This is a genomic window from Kitasatospora sp. NPDC059462 (genome assembly GCF_042749955.1).
In the GTDB taxonomy this organism is placed as follows: domain Bacteria; phylum Actinomycetota; class Actinomycetes; order Streptomycetales; family Streptomycetaceae; genus Kitasatospora.
In genome coordinates this window covers 1-11,906 of record NZ_JBHYUU010000217.1, presented here as the reverse complement: position 1 = coordinate 11,906, position 11,906 = coordinate 1, and the positions used below count along the sequence as shown (strand labels likewise).

Annotated in this window: 14 protein-coding genes and 1 pseudogene; 9 read left to right on the top strand and 6 right to left on the bottom strand. The window is 74.9% G+C overall.

The window, feature by feature from the left end:
* Window positions 1-57 precede the first annotated feature (57 nt).
* Window positions 58-1,251 carry an FAD-dependent monooxygenase gene (locus ACFXAM_RS33810; protein ID WP_380297143.1) on the bottom strand — a complete coding sequence of 398 codons (1,194 nt, stop codon included), beginning with the start codon at window positions 1,249-1,251 and terminating at the stop codon, window positions 58-60.
* 122 nt (window positions 1,252-1,373) lie between these two features.
* On the opposite strand from ACFXAM_RS33810, the gene ACFXAM_RS33805 reads away from it, so the two are divergent.
* The 4 genes from ACFXAM_RS33805 (at window position 1,374) to ACFXAM_RS33790 (ending at window position 5,282) form a co-directional block, all read left to right on the top strand.
* The gene (locus ACFXAM_RS33805) at window positions 1,374-2,099 is read left to right on the top strand and encodes a TetR/AcrR family transcriptional regulator C-terminal domain-containing protein (protein WP_380297142.1); all 726 of its coding nucleotides are present in this window, start codon (window positions 1,374-1,376) and stop codon (window positions 2,097-2,099) included.
* Window positions 2,096-2,914: an adenosylcobinamide amidohydrolase gene (locus ACFXAM_RS33800; RefSeq protein WP_380297140.1), complete on the top strand. Its 819-nt coding sequence runs from the start codon at window positions 2,096-2,098 to the stop codon at window positions 2,912-2,914. Before ACFXAM_RS33805 ends, ACFXAM_RS33800 begins: the two co-directional genes overlap by 4 nt.
* Window positions 2,915-3,012: 98 nt before the next feature.
* Window positions 3,013-3,744 carry a TetR family transcriptional regulator gene (locus ACFXAM_RS33795; protein WP_380297138.1) on the top strand — a complete coding sequence of 244 codons (732 nt, stop codon included), beginning with the start codon at window positions 3,013-3,015 and terminating at the stop codon, window positions 3,742-3,744.
* Window positions 3,741-5,282, top strand: coding sequence for an FAD-dependent monooxygenase (locus tag ACFXAM_RS33790; RefSeq protein ID WP_380297137.1), 1,542 nt, complete (start codon window positions 3,741-3,743; stop codon window positions 5,280-5,282). Before ACFXAM_RS33795 ends, ACFXAM_RS33790 begins: the two co-directional genes overlap by 4 nt.
* Window positions 5,283-5,289: 7 nt before the next feature.
* On the opposite strand, the gene ACFXAM_RS33785 is transcribed toward ACFXAM_RS33790, so the two are convergent.
* Together ACFXAM_RS33785 and ACFXAM_RS33780 are read right to left on the bottom strand one after the other, a co-directional pair.
* Entirely contained in the window at window positions 5,290-5,844 is a 555-nt protein-coding gene (locus tag ACFXAM_RS33785) for an EF-hand domain-containing protein (RefSeq protein ID WP_380297135.1), read from the bottom strand.
* Between the two features lie 159 nt (window positions 5,845-6,003).
* Window positions 6,004-6,897 carry an NAD-dependent protein deacetylase gene (locus tag ACFXAM_RS33780; RefSeq protein WP_380297133.1) on the bottom strand — a complete coding sequence of 298 codons (894 nt, stop codon included), beginning with the start codon at window positions 6,895-6,897 and terminating at the stop codon, window positions 6,004-6,006.
* 214 nt (window positions 6,898-7,111) lie between these two features.
* On the opposite strand from ACFXAM_RS33780, the gene ACFXAM_RS33775 reads away from it, so the two are divergent.
* Together ACFXAM_RS33775 and ACFXAM_RS33770 are read left to right on the top strand one after the other, a co-directional pair.
* Window positions 7,112-7,609: a phosphoribosyltransferase gene (locus tag ACFXAM_RS33775; protein ID WP_380297132.1), complete on the top strand. Its 498-nt coding sequence runs from the start codon at window positions 7,112-7,114 to the stop codon at window positions 7,607-7,609.
* Between the two features lie 122 nt (window positions 7,610-7,731).
* Window positions 7,732-8,055, top strand: a complete 324-nt coding sequence (locus ACFXAM_RS33770; RefSeq protein WP_380297129.1) for a DUF1232 domain-containing protein — start codon at window positions 7,732-7,734, stop codon at window positions 8,053-8,055.
* Here the strand turns inward: ACFXAM_RS33770 and ACFXAM_RS33765 are convergent.
* Window positions 8,034-8,387, bottom strand: coding sequence for a hypothetical protein (locus tag ACFXAM_RS33765; protein ID WP_380297127.1), 354 nt, complete (start codon window positions 8,385-8,387; stop codon window positions 8,034-8,036). The genes ACFXAM_RS33770 and ACFXAM_RS33765 overlap by 22 nt on opposite strands.
* Window positions 8,388-8,516: 129 nt before the next feature.
* On the bottom strand, window positions 8,517-8,885 hold the full coding sequence (locus ACFXAM_RS33760; protein WP_380297126.1) for a PRC-barrel domain-containing protein: 369 nt from the start codon (window positions 8,883-8,885) through the stop codon (window positions 8,517-8,519).
* Between the two features lie 177 nt (window positions 8,886-9,062).
* On the opposite strand from ACFXAM_RS33760, the gene ACFXAM_RS33755 reads away from it, so the two are divergent.
* On the top strand, window positions 9,063-10,124 hold the full coding sequence (locus ACFXAM_RS33755) for a mechanosensitive ion channel family protein (protein ID WP_380297124.1): 1,062 nt from the start codon (window positions 9,063-9,065) through the stop codon (window positions 10,122-10,124).
* On the opposite strand, the gene ACFXAM_RS33750 is transcribed toward ACFXAM_RS33755, so the two are convergent.
* Entirely contained in the window at window positions 10,121-11,149 is a 1,029-nt protein-coding gene (locus ACFXAM_RS33750; RefSeq protein ID WP_380297122.1) for a YihY/virulence factor BrkB family protein, read from the bottom strand. The two genes, ACFXAM_RS33755 and ACFXAM_RS33750, sit on opposite strands and share 4 nt — an antisense overlap.
* Window positions 11,150-11,294: 145 nt before the next feature.
* Here ACFXAM_RS33750 and ACFXAM_RS33745 point away from each other — a divergent pair, with 145 nt between their 5' ends.
* Both ACFXAM_RS33745 and ACFXAM_RS33740 read left to right on the top strand, forming a co-directional pair.
* Window positions 11,295-11,612, top strand: coding sequence for a hypothetical protein (locus tag ACFXAM_RS33745; RefSeq protein WP_380297120.1), 318 nt, complete (start codon window positions 11,295-11,297; stop codon window positions 11,610-11,612).
* Between the two features lie 64 nt (window positions 11,613-11,676).
* Window positions 11,677-11,906 (top strand): annotated as a pseudogene (locus tag ACFXAM_RS33740) (hypothetical protein); the annotation flags it as partial.

Sequence of the window (11,906 nt, the reverse complement as noted above, 5' to 3'; positions counted from 1 at the left end):
GGGGCGCGCCCCCGCGCCCCGCCGGGCCGGGCGGCGGAACGCGGCGGCGGGGGGTGATCAGGCCCCCCGGGCGCCGGACAGCTCGGCCGGGTAGTCCGGCAGGTCGAGGCCGCTGATCCGCTTGCCCAGCTCCAGCATCCTGTTCAGCACCCAGCGGCGGTTCAGCAGCCCGTTGCGCACCCGCAGCCCGGTCGCGGTGCCGGGCGCGAGGAACGGGCCGGTGCGGTCGCCGCCCTTCTGGCAGCCCCGGGCGTACCCGCGCAGGATCCGCTCGTAGCGGGCGAAGGCGGTGCGGTGGTCGCCGCGGGCCCGGGCCAGCTCGCCGGCCAGGACGTACGCCGCCACCACGGCGGTCCCGGTGCCCATCCCGCCGATGGTGGCCCCGCAGGCGGCGTCGCCCAGCAGGGCGATCCGGCCGGTGGACCAGGCCGGGACGTCGGCCCGGCTGATCGAGTCGAAGTACAGCTCGGGGGCCTGCTCCAGGCTCTCCAGCAGCCGGGGCACCTCCCAGCCGAGGCCCGTGAAGGCGTTCCGGAGCAGGGCCTTCTGCTGCGCCGTGTCGTGGCGGTCGTACCGGAGTTCGGGCGAGGCGAAGAGGAGGAAGGCCCCGGCCCGGGCCGGGTCGCGGTGGTCGGCGCCGACCGAGGCGAGCCGGCCGGGGACGTTCAGGCCGACCGAACCGGGCGGCAGGTCCAGGTAGTTGGGCAGCTGCCAGGTGGCGGCGTAGTAGCCGAGGTGGCGGACGTAGCGCTCCTCCGGGCCGAAGGCGAGCCGGCGGACGTTGGAGTGCAGCCCGTCGGCGCCGATCACGAGGTCGAACGCGCGCGGGGCGCCGTGCCGGAAGGCCACCCGGACGCCGGAGGGGGTCTGCTCCAGGGCGGTGACCGAGTCGCCGAAGAGGTACTCGGTGCGCGGGAGGCTGCGCCGGTGGAGCACCTGGGCGAGCTCCCCGCGCGGGACCTCCACCTCCCCGCCGGCGAAGTCGGCGGGCAGGTGGAGGAGCCGGCGGCCGTGCGGGTCGACGAAGGTCATCGGGGTGCCGCCGGTGCCGAGCGCGCGGAGCTCGTCGAGCACGCCCATCCGCTCCAGCACGGTCAGGTGGGTCGCGCCGCGGAAGTCGACCGGCTGGCCGCCGCCGCGCAGGGCGGGGGCCAGTTCGACGACGGTGGTCTCGAAGCCGTACCGGCCCAGCCAGTGGGCCAGCGCGGGGCCGGCGATGCTCGCGCCCGAGATCAGGACCTTCGTGCTCATGCGGACCGCTCCATCCGGGGTCGCCCTTAACTGTGTCCGATGGACACTGTTCATTGCTGTGTACGGTAGACACAGTTGGCCCGCCCCGCAAGGGGCGGCCGGGGGCACGGGACGGAGCGGGAATGGGCGAGGAAGCGAACGCGGCGGTGCGGCTGCTCTGGGGGCCGCCCGCCAGGCCGTCCCGGGGGCCGAAGCCCGCGTTGAGCCTGGCGCGGATCGCCGCGGCGGGCATCGAGATCGCGGACGCCGAGGGCCTGGGCGCCGTCTCGATGCAGAAGGTGGCCGGGCTGCTCGACTTCACCAAGATGTCGCTCTACCGCTATGTGCCCGGGAAGGCGGAGCTGGTCGCGCTGATGGTGGAGGCCGCGGTCGACGAGCCGCCCACGGCGCTGGACGGTCTCGGCTGGCGGGAGCAGCTCATCGCCTGGGCCAAGCAGTTGGAGTCCTCCTTCAGCCGGCACCCGTGGCTGCTCGACGCCACCGTCGGACCGCGCGTCATGGGCCCCAGGGAACTCGGCTGGCTGGAGGGGGTGGTCGCGGCCCTGGACGGCCACCGGCTGACCGGTCCCGAGCGGATGGACGCCGCCGTACTGCTGGCCGGGCACGTCCGGGGCATCGCCGAGCAGTCCCGCGCGGCGCGCCCGGACAGCCCGCCCGAGGCGGAGTTCCTGGCCCTCCTCGGCCCCCTGGTGCACCGGCACGCCGACCGCTTCCCCGCCCTCGCGGCGGCCCTGACCGCGCAGGACGGCCATGACCAGGCACTGGACTTCGGCCTGGAGCGCATCCTCGACGGCCTGGAGGCCCTGATCGGGCGGCGCGCCGAGGGCGACCGGAGCGAGAGCCGGTGACCGGGGCGGCGCCGGAGGGCCGGCTGCCCGTCGTGCGGCGCGGCGCGAGGACGGAGGACGGCTCCTGCCGCCACCTGCTGGTGTGGGAGGCCGGCCCGGGGTGGCGGATGGTCAGCAGCGGGGTGCTGGGCGGCGGTATCGGCGAGCGCGGCTGGGTGGTGAACGCCCAGGTCCGGGCCGGCTACGACCGGCTGGATCCGGACCGGCACCTGGCGGAGCTGGCGCGGGCCGAGGGGCTGCGCGGCCCGGGCGTGGGCCTGATGACCGCCGCCGAGGTCGACGACTGCACCTTCGGCGAGGACGGCGGCGCCCTCGCCGTGGTGACGACCGGCATCGGCGTGCCGACCTGGGCCGCCGCGCCGCCCGCCGTGCTGCCCGCCGTGCTGTCCGACGCCCTGCCCGTACCCGCCGTGCCCGCTGTTCCGGCGCCCGCCGGGTACGTTCCCGGCACGATCAACATCCTCGCCGTCGTCCCGGCGTCGGTGACCGACGCGGGTCTCGTCAACCTGCTCGCGACCGCGACCGAGGCCAAGGTCCAGGCCCTCCTGGACGCCGGGTACGACTGTTCCGGCACCCCCTCCGACGCGGTCTGCGTGGCCGTTCGCGCGCCCGACGGCGACCAGGAGGCCGATCCCTTCGGCGGCCCGCGCTCCCGGTGGGGTGCCAGGCTGGCCCGCGCCGTCCACCGGGCGGTCGTCGAGGGCGCGCAATGCGATCGCGCACGCCGGGCCCGGGGGGATGCCGCGCCGCACCACCGGCAGGCGGCGGACTGCCTGTGCGCGAACGTCCTCCCGGCCGGCCGCGCGACCCGCTGAGCCCGGCGGGCCGCTCGGGCGAGGGCGGGCCGGGATCCGAAAAATTTTGCCGCCACGGAAACATTGCCGTGACGGCAAGTTTTTCCTAGGCTGCTCGCATGGCACCTGCAGACGAGGCCCGCACCGCCGGGCAGCCGGGACTCCGTGAGCGCAAGAAGCGGGAGACCCGGGTCGCCCTCAGTCGGGCGGCGATCAGGCTCTGCGTCCTGCACGGCTGGGACGCGGTGACGGTCGATCAGATCGCGGCCGAGGCCGGCGTCTCCGTCCGCACCTTCCGCAACTACTTCACCGGCAAGGCCGAGGCGATCGCCGCCAGCCACGTGGAGCGGATGCGGGGGGTCGCGGAGGACCTGCTCGCCCGCCCGGCCGGCGAGGCGCTGTGGGACGCGCTGCTGCACGCCGTCCTGGGCCGGTTCGCGCCGCCGGGCGCCGGCGGTCCGGGCGCCTCCGGACCGGTCGACTCCGGTCCGCAGGCCGACCGTTGGCGCGAAGGGGTGCGGCTGATGCTGGCCGAGCCCGCGCTGGCCGGTGAGATCGTCAAAGCCAATGCCGCCGTCCAGCAGGAGCTGGCCGAGGCCGTGGCGCGGCGCACCGGCGCCGACGCCGAGCGCGATGTGCATCCGAAGCTGGTCGCCGCCGTGGTCGCGGCCGCCGGCGCGGTGGCCGTCGAGCACAGCCTGCGCGCCGCGCAACCCGTGCCGCTGGGCGAGCTCCTGACCAGGGTCTTCGAGCAGATCGCCGCCGGCCTGCCCGTTCCGCAGCGGGCGACGGAGACCGATCCGCTCGCGGTGCCACCCGTTCCCGTCCGTACCGAGGAGACATCACCGTGACAGCCGACGTGATCATCGTGGGAGGCGGCCCGAACGGGCTGATGCTGGCCTGCGAACTGAGCCTGGCCGGCCTGCGCCCGATCGTGCTGGAGCAGCTCACGCGGCCCAGCACCGAACCCAAGGCCAACGGCCTGCTCGGCCAGGTGGTGCGCCTGGCCGACCACCGCGGCCTGTACGAACCGTTCGGCGGCAGCCCGGAGCCCCCGCGGCCGAACTCCGCCTACTTCATGTTCGCCGCCATGGGCCTCGACCTCGGCCTGCTGGACGACAGCCCGGTCTTCGGCCTGGCCGCCACCCAGCAGCGCATCGTCGAGGTCCTGGAGGAGCGCGCCCGCGGCCTCGGCGTCGACCTGCGGCGCGGTCACCGGGTCACCGCCGTCGCCCAGGACGAGGAGGCGGTCACCCTCGACGTCACCGGCCCCGACGGCGACCGGCGGCTGCGCGCCCGCTACGTGGTCGGCGCGGACGGCGCGCGCAGCGTGATCCGCAAGCTCTCCGGCATCGGCTTCCCCGGGGTCAGCCACGACCGCCGCACCAACCGCACCGCCCACGCCACCGTCCCGGCCGACTGGGTCGACCCGGTCAGCGGGGCCCTCACCGTCCCCGGGCACGGACCGGTCCTGCCCTTCCTGCCGCTGCGCACCGAACGGGGCGGCTTCTCCTACGCGCCGCTGCCGGGCGGCCCGCCGCTGGTGAGCACCACCGAGTGGGACCAGGCCGCGACGGACGAGCCGATGACGCTGGCCGAGCTGGCGGCGAGCGTCCGCCGGGTCCTCGGCGTCGATCTGCCGCTCGGCCCGCCGGAGGGCGCGGGCCCCCACGTGCTGCGACGGCTGACCGGCGGCAACACCCGGGTCGCCGACCGGTTCCGCGACCGCCGGGTCTTCCTGGTCGGCGACGCCGCCCACGTCTACACCGCGGGCGGCGGCCCCGGGCTGAACCTCGGCCTGCAGGACGCCGCCAACCTCGGCTGGAAGCTCGCCGCCGCGCTGCGCGACACCGCTCCGCCCGGCCTGCTCGACAGCTACGACACCGAGCGCCGTCGGGCCGCCCGCCGGATGGTGCTCAACGCCGAGGCGCAGTCCGCGCTCACCGCGCCGGGCAGCGACATCACCGCCCTGCGCGAACTCTTCACCGAGCTGCTCACCCGCAAGGAGGTCGTCCAGCACCTCGCCGACCTCACCGCGGGCACGGACGTGCGCTACGACATGGGCCTCACCGATCCCCACCCCGCGGTCGGCCGCTTCGCACCGGAGCTGGAGCTGACCACCTCCGCCGGAACCTCAAGGCTGGCGGAACTCGCCCGTACCGCACGCCCGTTGCTGATCGATCTGACCGAGGACCGGTCGCCTTCGGCGGAACTGGCGAAGGCCCCGGACGCCGTCGACGCCGTCCTCGCGAGCGGCGGCCCGGCCGGCCTCACCGGCCTGCTGGTCCGTCCCGACGGCTACGTCGCCTGGGCCTGCGGCTCGCCCCGCCCGGGCCCGGCCGAACTCGCCGGTCTGCGGGCGGCCGTGGAGCGCTGGTTCACGGCCTGAGCGGGATTCAGGCCTCCGGCCGGATGGGGCCGATCAGCCAGTTCCCCGGGGCGTTCTCGTCGGCGCTCAGGTAGAACTCGGTGATGGCCGTACGGAATTCCTCGTGACTGATCGACCCGTCGCCGTTCCGGTCGAGCCGCCGGAAGGCGTCCCCCGAGTGCTCGGGCGGGATTCCCAGGTCGCTGTACATGCGCACGTACTCGTCCTTGCTCAGCACGCCGTCCCGGTTGGTGTCCAGCGCGCGCATCAGGGCGTCCGCGATCGCCAGCACCGCCTTCTCGAAGTGCTCCGGGGCGGTGACGTTCGCCTCCATCACGGCGAGGAACTCCGCGCGGTCGATCCTCCCGTCCCCGTCGGCGTCCCCGTGCGCCAGCAGCACCCGCCACCACTCCCCGAAGGCCTCCCGCATCGCCGAGGCGTTCTCCTGGTCGTCCTCCGCGGCCAGCGCGGCGAAGAGCTCGCCCATCGCCCGGAGATCGTCCTGCGTGAGCATGCCGTCGCCGCCCTGGTCGAACCAGTCGAAGAGCATGGTGAACTTCTGGTTCCTCACTTCGGCCGGCATGTCCTGCTCCCTCGCTCGCGCCCGGTGACGGGGCACGCCGCCCCGTCCGGACTCCGACGCACGCTAGGGAGCGGAGGAGCGGTGGGGCAACGATCGGGAGCGGAAACCACACCTTCGAGACGGAACGGTGTCACCCGGGGGACGGGCCGGGCGATCGGCTCAGTGGGCGCCGAGCAGCCGGGCGGCCTCGGTGAGGGCCGGCCCCAGCGGGAGGTCGAGGCGGAGGGCGGCGAGGTCGTCGCCGCGGGTGGGGCCCTGGTTGACGATGACGACGGGCAGTCGCGCGCGGGCGGCGCGGCGCACGAAGCGCAGGCCGGAGAGGACGGTGAGCGAGGAACCGAGGACCACCAGGGAGCCGGCGGCGTCGACCAGGTCGTAGCAGTGCTCGACCCGGGCGGCGGGCACGTTCTCGCCGAAGAACACCACGTCGGGCTTGAGCACCCCGCCGCAGTCCGCGCACGGTGCGACGCGGAAGCCGTCCACCAGCTCGGGCGGCAGCTGGGCGTCACCGTCGGGGCGCAGCACGGCGCCGGGCCTGCGGAATCCCCGGTTCAACTCCTCCAGGCGCCCGTCGAGTTCGGACCGTGGGCTGATGCGGCGGCAGTCGAGGCAGACGACCCGGTCGAGTCCGCCGTGCAGCTCCACCGCCCCGTGGGTGCCCGCCGCGTGGTGGAGTCCGTCGACGTTCTGGGTGATGACCGCCCCGATGTGCCCCGAGCGGCGCAGCAGCTCCACGGCGCGGTGCCCGGCGTTCGGGCGGGCCCGGGCGAAGGCGGGCCAGCCGGTGTGGCTGCGCGCCCAGTAGCGGCGGCGGGCGGCCTCGCTGCCGGTGAACTCCTGGTAGGTCATCGGCGTTCCGGTGCGGCGGAGGCCGGTGGCGCCCCGGTAGTCGGGGATGCCGGACTCGGTGGACAGTCCCGCTCCGCTGAGCACCACCACGCCGCGCCGCTCCAGCATCCCCACCAGTCCCGCGAGGTCCGCGAGGTCCGCGAGCTCCGGGAGCTCCGCGGAGCCGGCGGGGTGTTCCGGGGCACGGGCGTCCGAGGCTTCCATACCGCCGAGGGTAACGCCGCCGGGCGGAGACCGCGCCGGGGCGGTCCGACGGGGCAGGACGAAAGAATCTTCGTCTCCGTACGGTGGGACACCCTCATTTCAGGTAGTCGCGGCCGAAGAATTTCCTGTGGTCGTGGGGGCCGGTCCGGGCCGGAGGGCCGTGCCGTCCGGTGCGGTGTTCGTCCACGGGCCGATGACCGTGGAGAATGTGCGGGTGAGCGATGTACGTGAAGTCCTGGATTATCCGACGTTCGGTCGGGCGGTGCGCGAACTGGCGCAGGCGGTGGCGGATGACGGGTTCGAGCCCGATCTCATCCTGAGCATCGCCCGTGGCGGGGTGTTCGTGGCCGGGGGTCTGGCCTACGCGCTGGACTGCAAGAACATTCACCTGGTGAATGTCGAGTTCTACACGGGGGTGGGCACGACCCTCGACATGCCCGTGATGCTGGCGCCCGTTCCCGAGGCGATCGATTTCACCGACAAGAAGGTCCTGATCGCCGACGACGTCGCCGACACGGGAAAGACCCTGAAGCTGGTGCGCGACTTCTGCCTCGGCCACGTCGCCGACGTGCGTTCGGCCGTCATCTACGAGAAGTCGCACAGCCTCGTGCAGTGCGAGTACGTGTGGAAGCGGACCGACGACTGGATCAACTTCCCGTGGTCCACCGAGGCGCCGGTCGTCCGGCGCGCGGGCGGCGTCCTCGACGCCTGACCCGGGCCGGACCCGCAGCAGCCGGACCCGCAGCAGCCGGTCCGGGGCACCCGCCCCGGACCGGCTGCTGCGGAGCTCCCGTACCCTGGGCAGAACCGTGCGAAGAGAGCGGAGGTGCGCCGGTGAACGGTGGCGACGTTCTGTGGTGGGTCCTCGCCGGCCTGGCGGCGGTGTCCCTGGCGGTCGCGGTGGTCCTGGTCGTGAAGCTGGTCCGGGTGCGCAGGCTCCTGGTGTCGACCGGTGTCCCGATGTCGGCCAAGGTCCTGTTCTGGGCGTCCATCGCCTACCTGATCAGCCCCGTCGACCTGCTCCCCGACCCGATCCTGCTGGACGACATCGGGCTGCTCCTGGTGGCCCTGCGCACCCTGCACAAGGCGGTCGGGCAGGCCTCGCCCGGCCGGAGCGGCGCCGGCCGGACGGGCCTTCAGAAGGTGCCGCCGAGGTAGCCGATCAGGTGATCCCGGTGCAGGGCGATGTCGACCAGCACGGCCACCGGCAGCGCGAGGTGGATGTAGAGGCTTCCCGTCAGCGCGCTGCGTAACGCGCGGACCCCGCCGCCGGGCGCGGGCGGCCCGGGGCGGCGGGTCCGCGCACCGCGGCGCGCGCTCGCACGGCCGAGACCGAGGCCGGCCAGCGCCCCGACCGTGACCAGCGCGGCGAGCGCCGCCACGACGCGCCCGTCGTACCCGGCGCGGGCCAGCAGCCACACGTCGAGCACCAGGGTGAGGCCGCCGTACAGCGCCGCCTGGATGAGGTCGCTGTCCATGATCCGTGTCACCGGTGGGTTCCCCGCATGCTCCAAGGATGCCGGTCCGGGCGGCCGGGCGGAACGGTTCCGACGGCCGGTCACCGGACCGGGGCGAGCGGCGAGGGTGCGGGGCCGGGAGCCGCGGCGGCCGAGCCGGCGTCACATCAGGCGGCCGCCGTAGAAGGGCGCGTAGTGGAGCGCGTAGCGGTCGCGGAAGTCGGGGCCCAGGTCGTCCTCGCCCGCGCCCATGGTGGGGCTGCTCTTGATGTCGTCCCTGGTCCGGTCGACGTAGACCTTCTGCTCGCCGATCTCGATGCGGATGACCGTTCCGGCCGGGAGCAGCACCAGCCGCCCGAAGATCCACGGGCCGGTGTCGACGACGAGGTACTGCGACCCCACCTCCTCGGAGAGCTTGTCCACCTTGCCCACGGAGCCGTCGACGGCCTCCACGTGGAACCCGATCAGATCGGTGCCGGCGGTGTGGCCGGCCGTGTCGCGGAACTGCCAGAGGTTGACGCCCTCGTTCATGTGTCCTTCTCCCTTCCGTCGTAGGACCGGTGGTCGGGTGCCCCGTACCGGGCGATCCATGCAGGTGTGCGCGCGCCGAGCCGGGAAAGACGGGCCGCGGGCCGGGTGCTCGCGCCCCGGCGCGCCCGAGAGGGGCCGCGGAAGAGCGCCGGAGAGCGCGGAGAGGAGAACGGGGACATGGGGTGGAGTCTGATACGGCTGGCGCTGGCGGGCCTGGCGGCGGTGCTCCTGGCGTACGGCGCGGACCGGGCCGCGCTGGCGGCCGCCCGGCGGCTGACCGCCGGGGGGCGCGGCACCGGCGTGCCGCGGGTGCTGGCCCGGTGCCGCCGCCCGCTGCTGGCGCTGACGGCCTGCCTGCTGGTGCTCGGCGCGATGCCGTGGATCGACGCACCGCCCGCCGCCCGTGACGGCCTGCGGCACCTGGTGCTGATCGCCGCGATCGGCTGCGGCGGCTGGCTCTGCGCCCGGGTGGTGGCGCTGCTGGTGGACGGCACGGTCCGGCTCGCCGTGCACCGGCGGGACCCGGCGTGGGCCGGCCGCGCCCGCACCCAGGCCGACCTGCTCGGCCGGATCTGCCAGGCCGTGATCGGGCTGGTGACGCTGGGCGCCGTCCTGATGACCTTCCCGGCGGTGCGCGGCGTCGGCACCAGCCTGCTCGCCTCGGCCGGTCTGGTCGGTGTGGTGGCGGGCGTGGCGGCGCAGAGCACCCTCGCCAACGTCTTCGCCGGCGTGCAGATGGCCTTCGGCGACCTCGCGCGGATCGGGGACGTCGTCGTGGTGGCGGGGGAGTGGGGCACGGTGGAGGAGATCACCCTCACGGCGGTGGTGATCGCGACCTGGGACCAGCGGCGGATCGTGATGCCGATGTCGTACTTCGTCGGCCGCCCGTTCGAGAACTGGTCGCGCCGCTCCAGCCGGATCACCGGCACGGCGCTGCTGCACCTCGACCACCACGCCCCGGTCGGCAAGCTGCGCGAGGAGTTCGACGCCTTCCTGGCCGGCAATCCGCTGTGGGACGGCGAGGGCAGTGCCCTCCAGGTGGTCGACACCACGCCCACCACCATCGTGGTGCGGGCCCTGGCCACTGCGGCGAACGCGGACCACGCCTACGAACTCCGCTGCCAGCTGCGCGAGCACCTCATCGGCTACCTGCGGGACCATCACGCGTACGCGCTGCCGCGGGTCTCGGTGACGGACGCCCCCGGCGACCGCCCGGACGCGGGGCGGCCGGTCCCCTAGCCGTCCTGTGCGGCGCCCTTCGGCCGGTCGGGGCCCTCGCCGGCACCGCCCTCGCCGTCGCCGGGCGGGTCCGGGTCGTGGAACGAGACGTCGACGCGCTGCTCGGGCCGGCGCTCCTCCTGCCGGGCGACCGAGGCGAGCACCTGCTCGTCGGCCTCCGTCAGCGGCGGCTGGAGCAGGCTGCGCGGCCACAGCCGGCGGGCGAGCACCACGTCGGTCTCCGCCGCGTACACGGTGATCTGGGCGGTGAGGTAGAGCCAGGAGAGCAGTCCGATCACGGTCGCGAAGAACCCGTACACCTGCCCGGCGTGCCGCAGCTCGTGCGCCACCAGCAGCGAGCCGAACGCCTGCAGCGCGGTGAACAGCGGTCCGGCCAGCAGACAGCCCGGCCACAGCGCCCGGGTCGGCACGTCGCGCGGGGTGAGCACCCGGAAGCAGGCCAGGCACAGGACGGTGTTCAGCAGTGCCGAGACGACCAGGGCGCCGATCCGGGCGGGCAGCCCGCCCAGGGTGGTGCCGACCAGTGCGGCGCCGGCGGTGGTGAGCACCAGCCCGGTGCCGAGGACGGCGAAGAGCAGCAGTCCGCGCGCCAGCCGGGGGAAGTAGCCGGGCCGCCGTACGCCCGGCACGTTCCAGATCTCGGCCATCGCGTGCTGGAGCACCTGGGTGACGCCGAGCGCGCCGTAGAGCAGGCCGAGCACGCCGATGACCAGCGCCAGACCGCTGCCCTGGAGCGAGTGGGTGCTCTGGCGCAGCTGGTCGCCGATGATCGGGAAGTCGGCGAGCGCCGAGTCCACGACGGCCCGCTGCGCCCCGGGGTGGCCGTGCAGCACGAATCCGAGCACGGTGCTGAGCAGGAGCAGCAGCGGGACGAGCGCGACGAACCCGTAGTAGGTGAGCAGGGCGCAGAGCAGCCCGCCGCGGTCGTCCCCGTACTTCTTGACGACCCCGAAGACGACGGCGGGCGGACGGTGGCGCTGCTGGAGGCCGTCCAGCGCGCGAAGGACGCGTTCGACCGGATTCACGCCCGCGCGTCTGCCCCCGCTGCGCGCGGGGACACCTCCGCGTGCGCCCACGGGCCGCCGGACCCGCCGGATCCGCACGTTAGCGCCCGGCGAACCGGGGAAACCGAGCGCCGGCACGCAGGGCGACCGCGAGGAGGCGGACACGGTGGACGGTCGGGAACGGGCGGCGGAGTTCGGCAGCGCCGGGGCGGGCGTGATCGCGGTCCGGACGGGCGGCGGGCCCCGGTACCGCCCCCGCCCGGTGCTGCGCGGCGTCGGACTGCGGCTGCGCGGCCGGGCCTGGGAGACGCTCTGCGGCGCCCGCCCCCGGAGCGTGCTGGCCCTCGGGCTGCTCGCTCTGGGCCTGCTGGCGGCCGGGCTGCGCGGCTGCGCCCCGGGAGTGTTCTGGGCCTCGGTCGGCGGCTGGGCCGCGCTCCTGGGGGCGTCCTTCGGCCTGTTGCGCGGCTGCCGGAAGGCCGATTGACCCGGGACGGCCCGGGCATCCGCGAAGCGACCGGAGGAATCCGCTACGAGGCGAGGAGACGACGGTGGAGGAGATCCCGCAGGGCGGCGCGGGCGGAGTACCGCTGCACCACGACCCGGACGACGAGAAGACCGACGACCCCCGGGCCCCGGGCCGGCGCGAAGGGGACGGCGGGGGTGGCGGCGGGGGCGACGCGACCACCGTCGAGCCCGGCCGGGCCCGCCGCCTGGGCCCCGATGAGTCCGACGGGTCCGACGGGTCCGGCGGATCCGATGAGTCCGGTGTGGACGACCC

Coding starts and splice junctions, on each gene's coding strand:
- ACFXAM_RS33810 (WP_380297143.1), bottom strand. CDS start 1,251: ATGAGCACGAAGGTCCTGATCTCGGGCGCGAGCATCGCCGGCCCCGCG.
- ACFXAM_RS33805 (WP_380297142.1), top strand. CDS start 1,374: ATGGGCGAGGAAGCGAACGCGGCGGTGCGGCTGCTCTGGGGGCCGCCC.
- ACFXAM_RS33795 (WP_380297138.1), top strand. CDS start 3,013: ATGGCACCTGCAGACGAGGCCCGCACCGCCGGGCAGCCGGGACTCCGT.
- ACFXAM_RS33785 (WP_380297135.1), bottom strand. CDS start 5,844: ATGCCGGCCGAAGTGAGGAACCAGAAGTTCACCATGCTCTTCGACTGG.
- ACFXAM_RS33780 (WP_380297133.1), bottom strand. CDS start 6,897: ATGGAAGCCTCGGACGCCCGTGCCCCGGAACACCCCGCCGGCTCCGCG.
- ACFXAM_RS33760 (WP_380297126.1), bottom strand. CDS start 8,885: ATGAACGAGGGCGTCAACCTCTGGCAGTTCCGCGACACGGCCGGCCAC.
- ACFXAM_RS33755 (WP_380297124.1), top strand. CDS start 9,063: ATGGGGTGGAGTCTGATACGGCTGGCGCTGGCGGGCCTGGCGGCGGTG.